General features: G+C 32.3%; 11 protein-coding genes. 6 read left to right on the top strand and 5 right to left on the bottom strand.

Annotated features, from left to right (window positions below):
• Window positions 1–286: 286 nt before the first annotated feature.
• Complete coding sequence (locus tag MUA21_RS00670; RefSeq protein WP_046206935.1) at window positions 287–1,813, top strand: SLC13 family permease; 1,527 nt, start codon at window positions 287–289, stop codon at window positions 1,811–1,813.
• 131 nt (window positions 1,814–1,944) lie between these two features.
• Here the strand turns inward: MUA21_RS00670 and fadH are convergent, their stop codons facing one another.
• Window positions 1,945–2,709, bottom strand: coding sequence for a 2,4-dienoyl-CoA reductase (fadH, locus tag MUA21_RS00665; protein ID WP_262561593.1), 765 nt, complete (start codon window positions 2,707–2,709; stop codon window positions 1,945–1,947).
• Between the two features lie 517 nt (window positions 2,710–3,226).
• Between fadH and lqo the strand changes: the two genes are divergently transcribed.
• The 4 genes from lqo to MUA21_RS00645 all read left to right on the top strand — a co-directional run bounded on the left by lqo (window position 3,227) and on the right by MUA21_RS00645 (window position 6,238).
• Window positions 3,227–4,717 (top strand): L-lactate dehydrogenase (quinone), encoded by a 1,491-nt coding sequence (gene lqo / locus MUA21_RS00660; protein WP_046206933.1) that lies wholly within the window; start codon window positions 3,227–3,229, stop codon window positions 4,715–4,717.
• A gap of 227 nt (window positions 4,718–4,944) precedes the next feature.
• The gene (locus MUA21_RS00655) at window positions 4,945–5,046 is read left to right on the top strand and encodes an SE2200 family small protein (protein ID WP_064499651.1); all 102 of its coding nucleotides are present in this window, start codon (window positions 4,945–4,947) and stop codon (window positions 5,044–5,046) included.
• Between the two features lie 325 nt (window positions 5,047–5,371).
• Entirely contained in the window at window positions 5,372–5,992 is a 621-nt protein-coding gene (locus MUA21_RS00650) for a DUF2975 domain-containing protein (protein WP_262561592.1), read from the top strand.
• A gap of 36 nt (window positions 5,993–6,028) precedes the next feature.
• Window positions 6,029–6,238, top strand: a complete 210-nt coding sequence (locus MUA21_RS00645) for a helix-turn-helix domain-containing protein (protein WP_046206931.1) — start codon at window positions 6,029–6,031, stop codon at window positions 6,236–6,238.
• Between the two features lie 223 nt (window positions 6,239–6,461).
• On the opposite strand, the gene MUA21_RS00640 is transcribed toward MUA21_RS00645, so the two are convergent.
• The 3 genes from MUA21_RS00640 to melB all read right to left on the bottom strand — a co-directional run bounded on the left by MUA21_RS00640 (window position 6,462) and on the right by melB (window position 12,737).
• On the bottom strand, window positions 6,462–8,171 hold the full coding sequence (locus MUA21_RS00640; protein WP_262561591.1) for an ABC-ATPase domain-containing protein: 1,710 nt from the start codon (window positions 8,169–8,171) through the stop codon (window positions 6,462–6,464).
• Between the two features lie 182 nt (window positions 8,172–8,353).
• Window positions 8,354–11,332 carry a glycoside hydrolase family 2 TIM barrel-domain containing protein gene (locus MUA21_RS00635; RefSeq protein ID WP_262561590.1) on the bottom strand — a complete coding sequence of 993 codons (2,979 nt, stop codon included), beginning with the start codon at window positions 11,330–11,332 and terminating at the stop codon, window positions 8,354–8,356.
• A 13-nt stretch (window positions 11,333–11,345) separates the two neighbouring features.
• Window positions 11,346–12,737: a melibiose:sodium transporter MelB gene (gene melB / locus MUA21_RS00630; protein ID WP_046206928.1), complete on the bottom strand. Its 1,392-nt coding sequence runs from the start codon at window positions 12,735–12,737 to the stop codon at window positions 11,346–11,348.
• A gap of 180 nt (window positions 12,738–12,917) precedes the next feature.
• Here melB and MUA21_RS00625 point away from each other — a divergent pair, with 180 nt between their 5' ends.
• On the top strand, window positions 12,918–13,748 hold the full coding sequence (locus MUA21_RS00625; protein WP_107520779.1) for an AraC family transcriptional regulator: 831 nt from the start codon (window positions 12,918–12,920) through the stop codon (window positions 13,746–13,748).
• Between the two features lie 209 nt (window positions 13,749–13,957).
• On the opposite strand, the gene MUA21_RS00620 is transcribed toward MUA21_RS00625, so the two are convergent.
• Complete coding sequence (locus MUA21_RS00620; protein ID WP_145381069.1) at window positions 13,958–15,247, bottom strand: YhgE/Pip domain-containing protein; 1,290 nt, start codon at window positions 15,245–15,247, stop codon at window positions 13,958–13,960.
• Between the last annotated feature and the right edge of the window lie 71 nt (window positions 15,248–15,318).

Genomic DNA, 15,318 nt, shown 5'->3' with positions numbered 1-15,318 from the left:
CTTTTTTATTTATTAAATGTTTAATGGCATTCTTATATTTTCCATTAGTATTGCTATTACCTATTTATTATTAATTAAACTTGTAAACGATTTAATGTCGCAGGTTGAACGCCTCTCCATATTCATATCAAAAGTATCTTCTCATAATTACTATAAAATTTTTAAAATTAACGATTTATCATATACATAATTAGTAACTTTTTATGAACTTTCTTAAATTATAATGATACAACTTAATAAAATTTGTAATATTATTGTGAAAGATATAACAAGGGAGTGGAAATATATGCGTAAAGATTCATCTACTAAATCTACATCTCATTTTAAACCATTTTGGTTACTCACAAGCATCACCGTCCTAATCGCTTTGTTGTTATTGCCTACACCAGAAAGTTTACCGCTTATGGCTAAAAGCGCATTAGCAATATTATTATTTGCAGTCATATTATGGGTTACTGAAGCAGTGACTTATCCAGTTTCTGCGGTCATGATTGTTGGACTCATTATTTTATTAATAGGGTTCAGTCCAGTACAAAATTTATCTGAATCACTAGGTCATCCTCAGTCAAATGGTGAAATATTGAAGGGAAATTCACTTTTCGGAACAGGTAATGCTTTAAAACTTGCTTTTAGTGGGTTTTCTACGAGTGCATTAGCTTTAGTTGCGGCTGCTCTTTTTTTAGCAACCGCAATGCAAATCACACAACTTCATAAAAGGCTTGCACTCATTGTACTATCTGTAGCAGGCAATAAGACAAGTCGCATCGTCATAGGTACAATATTAGTAGCAATATTTTTAGCATTCTTCGTTCCATCAGCAACTGCACGAGCAGGTGCTGTGATTCCTATATTATTAGGAATGATTACAGCATTCGGTGTTGCTAAACAAAGTAAATTAGCTGGACTTTTAGTTATCACAGCTGTACAAGCAGTTTCTATTTGGAATATTGGTATAAAAACTGCAGCTGCACAAAACATTGTCGCAATTAACTTTATAAATGATCAATTGAATACTGATATATCATGGGGGCAGTGGTTATTATATGCAGGACCTTGGTCTGTATTGATGTCAATTGCGCTTTATTTTATCATGCTTAAAGTGATGCCTCCTGAAGAAAAAGAACTTTCAGGCGGTAAATCTTTAATTCAACAACAGTTAAAAGCGATGGGGCCCGTAACTTCTAAAGAGTGGCGTCTTATTGGAATATCTATCATTTTATTAATACTTTGGTCTACCGAAAAAATATTACACCCTATTGATTCATCTTCAATCATTTTATTAGCACTGGCTGTCATGCTAACTCCTAAAATTGGCGTCATGTCTTGGAAAGAAGCTGAAAGTCGTATACCTTGGGGAACTATTATTGTTTTTGGCGTTGGTATATCTTTAGGAAATGTACTTTTAAAAACAACAGCTGCGCAATGGTTGAGTGATCAAACGTTTGGCATCATGGGTTTAAATCATTATCCTCTTGTAGTAACCATTGCATTAATTGCACTTTTCAATATTTTAATACATTTAGGTTTTGCAAGTGCAACAAGTTTAGCATCAGCGTTAATTCCTGTATTTATTTCACTAACCACTACCTTGGATTTAGGCAATCAGTCTGTGGGATTTGTGCTTATACAACAATTCGTTATCAGCTTTGGTTTCTTACTACCTGTAAGCTCACCACAATCAATGTTGGCCTATGGCACAGAAACATTTACTGTTAAAGATTTTTTAAAAACAGGGATTCCTATAACGGTTATTGGTTATTTACTTATGATTTTATTTAGCGCCACTTATTGGCATTGGCTCGGTTTAATTTAATGTGAAAATTATCCTTATCCATAACAAAATCGACTTGCTAAAAAACTATTATCATCAATAACAGGCTGTAACAATTAGTGTGTCACAGCCTGTTATTATTTCTGTTATCTTCATAAAGTTACGCTATGATGTTAAAATGCGTTTTGGTTAAGCCATTGACCACCATCCATTGTCATACAAGCACCATTAATGTAATTTGCCTCTTCAGAAAATAAAAACTTAGCTAATCCTGCAATTTCTTCTGGTTGGCCCATGCGTCCTAAAGGCACACTATCCAATGTTTGTTGACGTGCGTCTTCCGATAAACTAAGTTTTCCAGAGCCTCCTGTATGATCTATAGGGCCTGGCGCAATTGCATTTACGGTAATGCCATACTTTGAACCCCACTCTACAGCGAGCGTTCTGGTCATGGCTAACACACCCGCTTTTGCACTAGCAGAGTGTACAACACCTGGCCCTGAACGCCATGCATAAGTGGCCACCATATTGATAATACGTCCACGATGTCCTTGTTCAATCCATTTTTTTCCAACAGCTTGTGTACAATGCCAAGTTCCATTTAAGACAATATCTACGACAGAATTCCAACCATTAGTTGTTAGTTCTTCAGCAGCACATATAAAGTTACCAGCTGCGTTATTAACCAAACCATCTATTTTACCAAAAGTATTAATGGCTTCATCCACTGTATATTGTACGCGTTCCGTATCACGAACATCCATATCAACACATAAAATTTGTCCTTCTCGGTGTTCAATTTCCTTTTTCGTTGCTTCTAACCGTTCTAACGATCTACCTGTTATAACGACATTCGCACCTTCTTCAGCAAAACGTTTCGCCATTGCTTTTCCCATACCACTACCTCCACCAGTAACCATTATCACTTTATCTTTCATATAGAGTCTCCTTTATCAATTAAATTAGTAAGCGCTTACATTTTATAAATCAGTATAACAAAGTTTTGCCAATTTTTCTCATTAAAAGATAACTCTCAATTATTGAGAAACATCATTCTATATCCATGTTTCATATGAAACATTTTGCTTATTTAATCGTTATGTATTTAATAAGTGGTTGATAAAAACAATTGCTTAAATACAAATTCACACGTCTAAATTTTTACTTCTCTACCCTTTATATTTAATTAAGACATATATAATTGAAATTTATAGATACTATAATGTAATATTACTATGTAGCAGTTATTGTCACTTATTTTAATGATTTATACTTGAAATATAGGGTAAATTATTATAAGTATGGTCACATATTCCAAATAGGAATGTGTTATATGATTAATATGTATTTTCACATGTGTGAATCGCGTAATATAATAGTAAATAAAGACATAAGATGAGTGACAATCTATGACAATTTGTTACTGATGTTATTAAGAATGAAAGGTGAGGAACTATGGCTAAAACTGAGTCAAAAGACGTCATTCTTATTGGCGCCGGTGTATTAAGTACTACTTTTGGTTCTATGCTTAATGAACTTGAACCAAATTGGAACATTAAATTATACGAACGTTTAGATCGTCCTGGTGACGAAAGCTCAAACGAACGTCATAACGCAGGTACAGGACATGCTGCACTTTGTGAATTGAACTATACAGTGCAACAACCTGATGGTTCAATTGATATTGAAAAAGCAAAAGAGATTAATGAGCAATTTGAAATCTCTAAACAATTCTGGGGCTATCTAGTTAAAAATAACTATATCGAAAACCCTAGAGAATTCATTCATCCTTTACCACACATTAGTTTCGTAAGAGGTAAAAATAACGTTAAGTTTTTAAAAGACCGTTATGAAGCAATGAAAAACTTCCCTATGTTCGATAATATCGAATATACTGAAGATATCGAAGAGATGAGAAAATGGATTCCATTAATGATGCAAGGTCATAGCGCAAACGACATTATGGCTGCCAGCAAAATTAATGAAGGTACTGACGTAAACTTTGGTGAATTAACTCGTAAAATGGCGAGAAACCTTGAAAAAAGCCCACAAGTAGAAGTTCAATATCATCATGAAGTACTTGATTTCAATCAACGTAACGATGGTAAATGGGAAGTTCAAATCCGCAATGTAAATACTGGTGAAACACAAACACAATTAGCTGATTATGTATTTATCGGTGCTGGCGGTGCTGCTATTCCATTACTACAAAAAACAGGCATCCCTGAAAGTAAACATTTAGGTGGATTCCCTATTACAGGCCAATTCTTAACATGTACAAATCCAAATGTGATTGAAGAACATGATGCCAAAGTGTATGGTAAAGAACCACCAGGCACACCACCAATGACTGTGCCACATTTAGACACACGTTTCATTAATGGTCAAAAAACATTATTATTTGGACCGTTTGCAAGTATTGGTCCTAAATTCTTAAAATATGGTTCAAACTTAGATTTATTTAAATCTGTTAAACCAAGTAACATCACAACATTATTATCAGCGGCAGCGAAAAACTTACCGCTACTTAAATATTCATTTGACCAAATTTTAATGACAAAAGAAGGTTGCATGAACCACTTACGTACTTTCTATCCAGAAGCACGCGATGAAGATTGGCAATTATATACTGCCGGCAAACGTGTTCAAGTGATTAAAGATACTGAAGAATATGGTAAAGGCTTCATCCAATTTGGTACAGAAGTTGTAAACTCAGAAGACCATTCTGTCATTGCATTACTTGGTGAATCACCAGGAGCATCAACTTCTGTATCTGTAGCATTAGAAGTATTAGAGAAAAACTTCTCTGAATACAAAAATGATTGGGAACCTAAAATCCAAAAAATGATTCCTTCTTATGGCAAATCATTAATTGAAGATGTTGATTTAATGAGAAAAACACGTCAACAAACTTCAAAAGATCTTGAATTAAATTATTACGAATAAATTTTTGATTGCTTAAGTGTAAAAACTAAAATGAACTGAGATTAAGATTGTGTGAAACACCTATTTATGAACCTACAACCGTATATTATTTTCTGCTCGCATCTTAAGAGATGTGTCTCGATAGATTTTATCGTTACTGAATGCCTGTTGGTTCCTTAATCTTTGTTGTTCATTGGTATTTTTAAAGATACTTTGTTATCAATGATTCACTTAAAGGAGCGAAATGTATGAAAAAATTATTAGTAGTTGTGGCTATAGGCGCATTAGCATTTGTAGGCCTTAAACGTTACCAACAACATGTAAACAAAGCACCAAACATTGAATATTAATAAATGACAAAAGCGACCATTGGTAAATCTTACCAATGGTCGCTTTTTGTTTTTGTTATATAACACGCAAGTATAAAGCGTTGATCATCCTGAGATATTTATACTTATATCTCTTTGTATAAACTGTTGTATTAATGGCTGCACTATATCTCCATTTACTCAACTCACTCACGTTCATCGTATAATAGCATTATTATATTTCCTTTTTGTATTATCTAATGATTCAATTCGTCCTCTGATTATTTTATCGTTATTCGATAAAAAAGTATTGATTATCGATATATTTAAGTAATAATGAAATTAATCAATTAAAAGGAGCGTCAATATGTCTACAATTAAAAGCAAACGTTTTAATATTTTAATCAAAACACTAACTATTTTAGCAACCATCGCTTTAGTTTTAACTTCTCTTAGTATATTGCCAATTATTATCGCAATTATAGCATTGTTAATCATTCCTTCTTCATTTATTAACACTCAATTAGACAAAGCCAATAAACCTTTTTGGGTTGATTCATTAGGACTAAAATCACATGATATTACCAAGCATGACCTAAATAGTATTACTTTTCCTAAACCATCTGTTATATTAATACTATTATTAATAATTGTATTAATTGCAATTTATATTCTGGTTATTGCCTATGTCAGAAAATGGCTTAAAAATGTTAGCAAAGGGCAAGTTTTTACAAATAAAAACGCAAGCATCATAATTTTAATTTCTTACTGCTTTATTGGATTGGGTGTATTTGAAGCATTTTTTGAATTGGCAAATAATTTTATAATTTATAATTTTTTAGGACAAAATGCTAAATTGTATGCACTAATGGACAAAGATATCGAAACCTTTGCAGATTTCTTTTTTAATTTTAATTTCACACTTATTTTAGCGGGTATCGTTATTTGGATTATAGGAAATGTTTTTAAATATGGTGCATTCTTATAAGATGAGTTTGATTATACCGTTTAGGAGATTATATAAATGATTGTAGTTAGATTAGATCGAATATTAGCAGACAGAAAAATGAAACTCAGTGAATTAGCTAATGAAATTGATATTACTGTAGCAAATTTATCAAATTTGAAAACAGGCAAAGCAAAGGCGATACGTTTTTCAACATTAGATGCCATATGTAAAGCACTTGATTGTCAGCCTGCAGATATTATAGAATACACAGAATCTGAAGATTAAATCTTCATCTTTACTAATAACTTTTCTAGTTCAACAACGCTACATTAAAATTCATAGATTAGCTTATATTTATCATAGCTATACTTTTGCCTTAACTTCTGCTTAGTGGTTAGGCTCACGCTTGTGTTAGCTCAGACTAACCGGATGTCTAAAACTTTATTTAAATAGAAAATAGGAGTGGAACGAAGTAATACGTAAGTTCCACTCCCGTTTTTTGTATGTTTTAATATGTTTTAATATTCAAACCTCTATAGCGATTGAGTGCGCCACAGAATTCTTGTTTTCTCGGCAATGCAAGATTACCAGGGTGTCCTTGATGCGGTGAAATAATATCTAACCCTTTATCACTAATCAAATTAAAAATTTTATCAGCTGCTTGTGATATCGTATCTTGTTCATTTAACAAATGACTTTGATAATAATCTATCATGGTAGCTATACAGTTCGTTTGGCTAGCATCAACAAGTTGTTCTAATCCCGAAATATTTATTCGTTCTTTACCGTATAAAATTGTCTGCATGCCTTTTACTTTAAAACGTTGATCTTTGCCTTTATGTGAAAAACTAGATTTCAATGGTATTCTTTGCGAAATTTTTCCAAAGTGGCATTGTGATGCTTCATCTTTCAAGTGACTATCTTCACTAGCAATTGCTTTCGCTTTATGAGTGACGTCTTTTAATACATATTCATCCATCATTAATACTTGATCAGCCACTTCAAAGTAATCGCCAGAACCTCCTACGATGAGAATTGTTGAAACATGATAATCTTGGTATAAAGACTTTACTTTCATAGCAAAAGGTGTGATTGGTTCTTTTTCGGGTGCGATTAATTTTTGCATTCTCCCGTCTCTAATCATAAAATTTGTTGCAGATGTATCTTCATCTATTAATAATAACGACGTTTGAGATTCTAATGCTTCCATAACATTTGCTGCTTGTGATGTACTACCGCTCGCATTTTCAGTAGAAAATTGAGTAGTATCTTTTTTACCTGGTAAATTATTTATAAATGGTTCAATATTTACTTTTTCGATACTTCTTCCATCTTCCGCACGGATTTTCATCGCATCTTCACAGGTAATAATAAGTTCACGTCCATCACCTGGAATATGGTGATATACACCACGCTCTAAAGCTTCTAGTAGTGTTGATTTACCGTGGAATCCACCACCAACAATGAGCGTAATCCCCTTCGGAATACCCATACCACTAACTGTCTTTCCACTAGGTAAATTCAATTGAATTTCAAATTCCTGTGGACTTTGGAATGTTACAGCACCAGCTAAAGGCATATCAGACACACCACTTTTTCTAGGCAATATAGAACCATTCGCAACAAATGCAACTAAATTTTGTCGTGACAGTGCCTCGCGTATAAATACCTGATCTATCATCGTAGTCACTTGATCATTTAATACAGTTCTATTGATATGTTTATACATTAATGATTTTTCTACTATTTCAGGTAATAAATCTATAAAAATATGATGAGCAACTTTTCCTAAAATTTTTCTTCCTGCTGCTGGTAAACCTACCTCAAAGCGAACCTCAATTTCACTTTGATTAATCACTACAGAAGTACGTTGTAATATTTCTTGGCCACAGCGATTTATAAAAATATCAGGTCTCTTTTTAGAGGTTTTATCAGCTTTAAGTACATCACTAATACGCTTACTAAATGACCTTGCTAAAAAATCAGATACAGCAATCTTTTTATCTTCTGAATCTAATAATTCATATGGTATATTGGCAATATGACGCTGCATTTTAGCACGCACTTTAGATGGTGGTGCGTAAGGATCTGCTTGTATATGATCTATAATTAAGTGAAATTTATCAAAAGCATATTCACCTTTAAGTCGTTTATATGCACCATATTTTTGTCCGTCTAATGATTTTAATAACTTCCCGAATTCCAATGTATTTTTCAAACGGAACACTCCTTCAAAATAGGTTAATACTCTTTTATTTCATACCCAAACTCCCGAACCTGTGAAACTCACTCTAATAATAAATGTTAGTTTCCTGATAAAAAGACCAAATTCCAACGAAAAGAGCCCACGCAAAGTTAGTTTTTAATCACTACTTTTTGTGGGCATTTTTAAAAATTTAATTATTCAAAATTTAACTTAAATTGAAATTGGATATGCTTGTCGTTTAATTGGTATATTTCACTTAATTCTGGTCCACAACTATTGGATCCTATACCACTTTGGCCATAATCGATATATATATAAGTCTCTTCTTCTACTAATTGGTCTTCATGCATCGTGTGTGTAAGTTGTTCCAATGAGTAATGTGTCGTATTAAAACTGAATGGTTGATCACTGGTTACTGTAATTTGATGTTCACCATTAGAAACCTTCGCATATGTGGTCCCATTATGGCTACCTGATTCTTGTGGCTTAATATGATTACCACCATTTTGTGTGACTGTTGTATCGAAGTAGTCTAAATACGTTGCTACACCTTTATCAGAATAACTACTGAATGGGCCATTGCCATAGTATTTCACCGCTTCAAATGTATGTGGTAATGTTATCTCTAAGCCAAATCTAGGCAGAAACGGCCCTGCAATATCTTTCTCCAAATCATATGTTATATTTATTGAACCATCGCTTTGAACAGTCCACGTCATTTCTCCTTGTAAAATAGGAGGAACCACATCATGAACAATCACTATTTCGAAATTAATACTGACTGCAGTGTTATTTTCTTCAACTTTATAATTTTGTACACGTGTATAAGCTTCCGCATAACCCATATATTCCCAATCTTTTCTAACATTAATATCGTTATCTATAGGTGCACGCCAAATCTTATTTTTTGTAGGATGATTGACTATGGTATAGCCTTCGTAAACAACAGAAATCAAACTACCATTTTCTTTATTAAAGGTATAAGCATAACCGTTTGCTAACACTATTAGAGAATGACTATTTTCTTTATAACTGACTGGCCCTTCCTGTACGTCTAATTCGTGTTGGTTAGTAGATTGACGTTGATAGACGATTTGATCTTGTCCTAATTCAAAATTAATGTGACGTAAAGGCTCTTCATTTTTCAATTTATAGCGTAATAGTATATCGCTTAATTCAGCTATTTTAATATGATTGCTTAAATCTATATCTTGTGTACTATGTGGTTCAAAATTATCAACCGTAATATCAAACGATGTTTTATCACCGTTTAAAAATGTTGCTGTAGCTTCGATAGTTAAATAATTTTCTACATGACTGAAATCTAGTTGATTACGTAATTTTAATATACCGTTCGCTTCTTCTATTACTCTAACAGGTCTGTGTTCATGTTTAAATTCATAGTAACCTTCATGTGGTGTACGATCAGGGAAAACGATGCCATCCACACAGAAATTCCCATCATGAAGTTCTTCTCCAAAGTCCCCGCCATATCTAAAAATAGGCTTACCATTTTGTTGACCAACTTGAATACCATGATCACACCATTCCCATACAAAACCACCAATAAAACTATCATATTGTTCCACTAGCATTTGATATGCATGTAAATCACCTGGTGAATTTCCCATAGCATGTGCATATTCACAAAGTATAAATGGTTTATCTAAATCAGGGTCTGTAAGATACTTTTGTTCAACTTCTTCTGGTGATGCATACATTCTACTAATCATTTCCACATTAGATAAATCATATGATTTTGATTTATCTCTATGGAATGTTCCCTCATAATGAATAGGACGTGTGTCATCTAATGTTTTTACTCGTGACATAGCTGTTACCATATTCACACCAAATCCTGACTCGTTTCCCATAGACCAGGAAACAATAGAGCTGTAATTTTTAAATGGAATGATGGACGCTTCAATACGTTCTACAATTGGTTTTTCATATTGCGGATTATCTGTAATAAGATTAAAATAATCTGTATTTTCTTCGCCATAAAGTCTCACTACACCATGCGTTTCTAAATCTGCTTCACTCATTACATAAAATCCATATTGATCAGCAAGTTCATAAAACAAAGGCGACTTAGGATAATGTGCTGTACGAATAGCGTTAAAGTTACCTTGCTTCATTAGTGTTAAATCTTTCATAAATTGTGCTTCACTCATTACATATCCTGTTTGAGGATCGCTATCATGATAATTGGTTCCACGAAATTTAATTGATTGACCATTGATATAAAACTGATTATCTTGTATTTGTATTTCTCTAATTCCTATTTTTTGAGTAATTACCTCTGATTTCGTAGTAAGCGTAATAGTATAAAGTGTTGGTTTTTCTGTTGACCACAATTGTGGTGTTTCAATTATAAAACGATGGCGGTTTGAAATTTCCGCTTCCTGCAACAACGCACCATCAGGACCATATAATCGTGTCTGTACACTATCCAATCCCTGTTTATTTTCTAATTTTACGTCGACTATCCCTTGGTTTTGCAATTCATTAACACGCGTTTCAATTCTAAAATCATTAATTCGTGATTTCGCACGTTTTAAAATATAAACATCTCTGAAAATACCTGAATGGCGAAACATGTCTTGATCTTCAAAATAAGTACCATCCGAATATTTTAAAACAAGTACTTGAATCGTATTAGTTCCTGAATGTACATAGCTAGTGATATCAAATTCAGAAATTGAATGTGATATCTGACTATAACCAACAAATTGATCATTAATCCATAGATAAAATGCACTATCGACACCTTCAAAATTCAAATGATAATCACTTTTTTCGTCGTATTCAGTCACTTCAAATGAACGGATATAACGTCCACAGGGATTAGATTTGGGTACATACGGTGGATCAAATGGAATTGGATATTGTGTGTTTAAATATTGTATTTGGTCATATCCATGTATATTCCAAACTGATGGTACTGGAATAATCTGTGACTTATCTATTTCAAAACTACTTGAGTAATCTTCTATTGAATTAAAATATTTAAAATACCAGTTTCCATTTAATAATGTGACATTATTAGTCTGATATCGCGTTTCTAGGCGGTAAGCAGACTCCTTTAGTTGATAAGGAATATAAAATGCACGTCGTGGCAAAGTGTTTACATGTTGAATATCTATATTTTCGTGAAATTGTTGCTCTAACATAAAAAGTTCCCCCTTATTTACTCATACGTTCTCTATGCTCTTTTTGACGTTTGTATTGTAGAGTTTTTTCAATATCTGTTAAAAAATCACCTTTTAAATGGAAGGCTTTGTGATATAAAAATGCTGCTAAGATGACGAAAATAATTGGCAACACAATAATAAGTATGCGTAATCCATTGATGGTTAGTGCTGTTTGTTCTTCATTGGGTGTGTAGCCAAATATTGATAAACCTACACCTACAATTAATGCAGCTACTGCTTGTGAAGTTTTCGTTAAAAATGTGTTCGTAGAAGTAATAACACTTTCGTTACGTTGGCCAAATTTCACTTCTCCGTAATCAATAACATCTGCCAAAGATACTGTTGTAATACCAATCATAAATCCAGAACCAATGCGTAATAACCCTGCTCCCACAATAACGGTAATAACACTTTGTGGTACGATAAAACCTGAAATCAAAATAAATAGTAAGCCTATGATTATAAGTGATATTGCTGTATTAAAAGCCTTTGTTCTACCTACCCACTTGATAAAACGTGGCAAAGTAAGTAAACCAATCATCTCGCAAAGAATCATTGCATTAAAAATAGCAAATAAATGTTCTGCATTAACTACATATTTAAAGTAATAAATGATTGAGCCATTCAGCGTTTGTAAGCAAAGGTTAAAGGTAAGCAATACTCCCATAATTGCTAAGAGCTCTTTATTTTTAAATAAAATTCTACCAATATCTTTAAATTGTACTTTAATGCCTGTTTGTTGTTCCATTTCTTTATCTTCAGGTACTTTCCATACAGTGACACCTATTGTAAAAATAAAAACCATACTGCAAATAACCGCAAAAACAAAAATACCTACTGAATCACTACCTTTACCAAAAATATCCCCTAGTTTATGTATAAAAAATAAACCAAATGTACCTACTGTAAAGGCAGCTAAACTTGCAAAAAATCTCGGTATTACTGATACTTCTTCACGTTCTCTTGGATTATGTGTTAAATTTGGAAGCCAAGACCAATAGGGAATATCCATCATCGTATAAGTCATACCCCAAGCAATATAGATAATCGATACATAGATATACATTGCCGTTTGTGGTAAATCTAAATTTGTGAATAATAAAATCGTTACAATTGCATTTATGATTGTCCCAATCACTAACCAAGTTTTAAATTTACCAAAGTTATTTCTTGTATTATCAACGATGACACCCATGATAGGATCATTAATCGCATCCCAAATTCGTGCAACAAATAACATTACACCGACAAACGCTGGACTCAAACCAACAATATCAGTAATGTAAAACATCAAAAATACGCCAACAATATTAAATATGGCATCCTTTCCAATAGCACCAAATCCAAATGAAAATTTTTGTATACCGGTCAAATGTCTGTCCATTTTCTTCACCTCTGAATTTATACAATTTAAAACGCTTTCATAATTGTTACTACTATTTTATCAACAGCGTATGCCAACTATGAATAGCATAATGATGACGATATATGGCAAAATGTTGCATTTCATAATTAAATTGTGTTTATATAAATTAAAGATTATTTATTTTAAGAGGTATGTTGGATGCAAATATTATGGAAAAAATTTCAAAAAAAGCATATTGATGCTAATTTAATAGAATGTGGTATTGAAATTGGTGTACCAAATGTTGGCTATAAATATACAGTAATAAGGGACGCTGTTTTGCATATTGTGACGAATGGAGAGGGCGTATTTATATATAATGGTAAAGCACATACTTTAAAAGAAGGTGACATGTTTTTATTAGAGAAAGGTATGGATGTAGAATATAAACCTTCTTTTTCTAACCCATGGACGTATTACTGGATTGGCATAAGCGGAAAACAGATTTTAGATTACTTACAACGTTGCTACATTGTAGATCAACATGTTATTACAAATAAAGAAACATCTAGCATAAGACATATTATTCAACAAATATGCGACTTTTCTAAATCCATTGAAACAAATAATTCCAAAGATATTTTAATTATGCAGCACTTATATAGTTTAGTTTATCAATTACAAGAACAATTTCCTAAAGCATTTTCTGTTAATGTTGATATCATTAATGTAGATATTCAAAGAGCTGTTGCTTACATCAACTCAAACTATCAAAAAGACATTATGATTGTAGATGTAGCAAATCACGTCAATGTGACACGAAGTCATCTATTTAGACTATTCAAGAAAAACTTAAATTGTTCTCCAAAAGCATATTTAACTTATATCCGAATGTATCATGCTTCTCAATTATTAATCCATAGTAATACTTTAATAAATGAAATAGCACTTCAAGTTGGTTATAAAGACCCGCTTCTATTTTCTAAAACTTTTACAAAACATTTTAAAGTTAGCGCTTCTGAATATCGTAACCAATTTTCTAACAGATAAACCTTAGCTCAACCACAAAAATGATTACTTTAACACATTCATTTCAACAGAAAAGCACAGCCACATATCGATGAAATAACTGATCACATATTTTTATTCCACGTTTCATAAATTCAACCAATACCTATTAAAAAAGCTCTAAAACGATTCATTAAAAATCGTTTTAGAGCGATGGTGTATTATATTTTATAAACTTCTGTTTTAAAAATTTAAGACGGAACTTCTGTACGTTTTGTACTGTGTTTTCTAATTATAGCTGCAATCAGTGCAGAAATAGCACCAAAAATCATGAATCCGATAAACATCCACATCGTTGTATCTAATTGAATGCTGCCATGTAAATATAAAATTTCTCTTAATGAGTTTGCATAATGTGCAAATGGATTCCAATCGACAATATATTTTTGATAAAAATCAGGCAACATTTGTTTTGGCAATGTTACTAATTGCATGCTGAAAAACATTAATAAGAAAAAGATTGGAACAGACTTCAAGCCTAACCAAGTCATCGTACCGAGAATAAGTCCGACAAATCCCATGATTGCTAATGCGATAAATGTAGCAGTTGTATTAGGCGCATTGAAATTAAAGTCTAATACTAGTTTCATAAAGTACACATACGTGAAAGCTCCTACAAATGCTGTAACAATTGTCATGGCAATTTGTCCTAATGATGCAATAATACGATGTTGCATCGCTATGTTATTACTTGTTCTAAATGCAAAGAATAGTAATACAGAAATAATAATAGAACCCATCCAAACAGGCATAAACATTAAGAATGGACCATTGCCACCTGCTTGATGACTACCGATTTTATTTACTTTTTCACTATTTACTTTAACTGGGTGTGTTAAACTTTGAATATCTGATGCTTTTAAATCAATGTTTTGTTTCTCTAAAATATCTAAGCTTTGTTTAGTAATTTGTTGGTTCATGTTATCACCCATGCCTTTTAAAACTTGGGAAGACATTTGTGAAACTTGCGCGCCTGCACCATCATTAATAAATGTTTTAAAACTTGCTTTTTGAGCTTTTATTTGTTGATTCTCGCCAGATTGTGACATTTTTTCTTGCATCATTTTAGCTTGTGCTGCTGGTATTTCTCCAGATTGAACTTTATCTTTCATTTCTTCTTTTTTAGAATCCATCACAACTTTTTGTGTTTTGCTTAAAGCATTTTTTGAAAAATCTTTTTCTATAACAGCTGCTCCAAAATATTTTTGTTCTTGCATCCCTTGTTTTAAATCTTTTTCATTATCAACTTGAATCCATTTTATTTTATTTGAATTACTATCTAGCAATTTATCTTCTAAATTTTTACCTATATTAATATTTTTACCTTGCATATCAACACCTTTATCGTTGTTAACAATTGCAATTGGAATATCTTTGGGTTTAGAGTTAAATGCTGGATAAAAAGCGACTGAAAATATTACAAATATTAGAATAGCTGCAATCGGTGCAAGCCATAATAATTTATTTTTAAAAATATTCATTTTTAATTCCCTCCTATTTAACGAACACAGTGTTGAATATTTATCACATTGTCTATTATAATAATTAGTAA

This window comes from Staphylococcus ureilyticus (genome assembly GCF_025558845.1).
In the GTDB taxonomy this organism is placed as follows: Bacteria; Bacillota; Bacilli; order Staphylococcales; family Staphylococcaceae; genus Staphylococcus; species Staphylococcus ureilyticus.
Note: the sequence above shows the minus strand (reverse complement) of the source record. Positions and strands in the feature narration are given on the sequence as shown.

What these genes read in the sequence shown, in the direction of transcription:
- MUA21_RS00670 (WP_046206935.1), top strand. Translation starts at nt 287, where the DNA reads ATGCGTAAAGATTCATCTACTAAATCTACATCTCATTTTAAACCATTT.
- melB (WP_046206928.1), bottom strand. Translation starts at nt 12,737, where the DNA reads ATGGACAGACATTTGACCGGTATACAAAAATTTTCATTTGGATTTGGT.
- MUA21_RS00620 (WP_145381069.1), bottom strand. Translation starts at nt 15,247, where the DNA reads ATGAATATTTTTAAAAATAAATTATTATGGCTTGCACCGATTGCAGCT.
- lqo (WP_046206933.1), top strand. Translation starts at nt 3,227, where the DNA reads ATGGCTAAAACTGAGTCAAAAGACGTCATTCTTATTGGCGCCGGTGTA.
- fadH (WP_262561593.1), bottom strand. Translation starts at nt 2,709, where the DNA reads ATGAAAGATAAAGTGATAATGGTTACTGGTGGAGGTAGTGGTATGGGA.
- MUA21_RS00625 (WP_107520779.1), top strand. Translation starts at nt 12,918, where the DNA reads ATGCAAATATTATGGAAAAAATTTCAAAAAAAGCATATTGATGCTAAT.
- MUA21_RS00650 (WP_262561592.1), top strand. Translation starts at nt 5,372, where the DNA reads ATGTCTACAATTAAAAGCAAACGTTTTAATATTTTAATCAAAACACTA.
- MUA21_RS00645 (WP_046206931.1), top strand. Translation starts at nt 6,029, where the DNA reads ATGATTGTAGTTAGATTAGATCGAATATTAGCAGACAGAAAAATGAAA.
- MUA21_RS00635 (WP_262561590.1), bottom strand. Translation starts at nt 11,332, where the DNA reads ATGTTAGAGCAACAATTTCACGAAAATATAGATATTCAACATGTAAAC.
- MUA21_RS00655 (WP_064499651.1), top strand. Translation starts at nt 4,945, where the DNA reads ATGAAAAAATTATTAGTAGTTGTGGCTATAGGCGCATTAGCATTTGTA.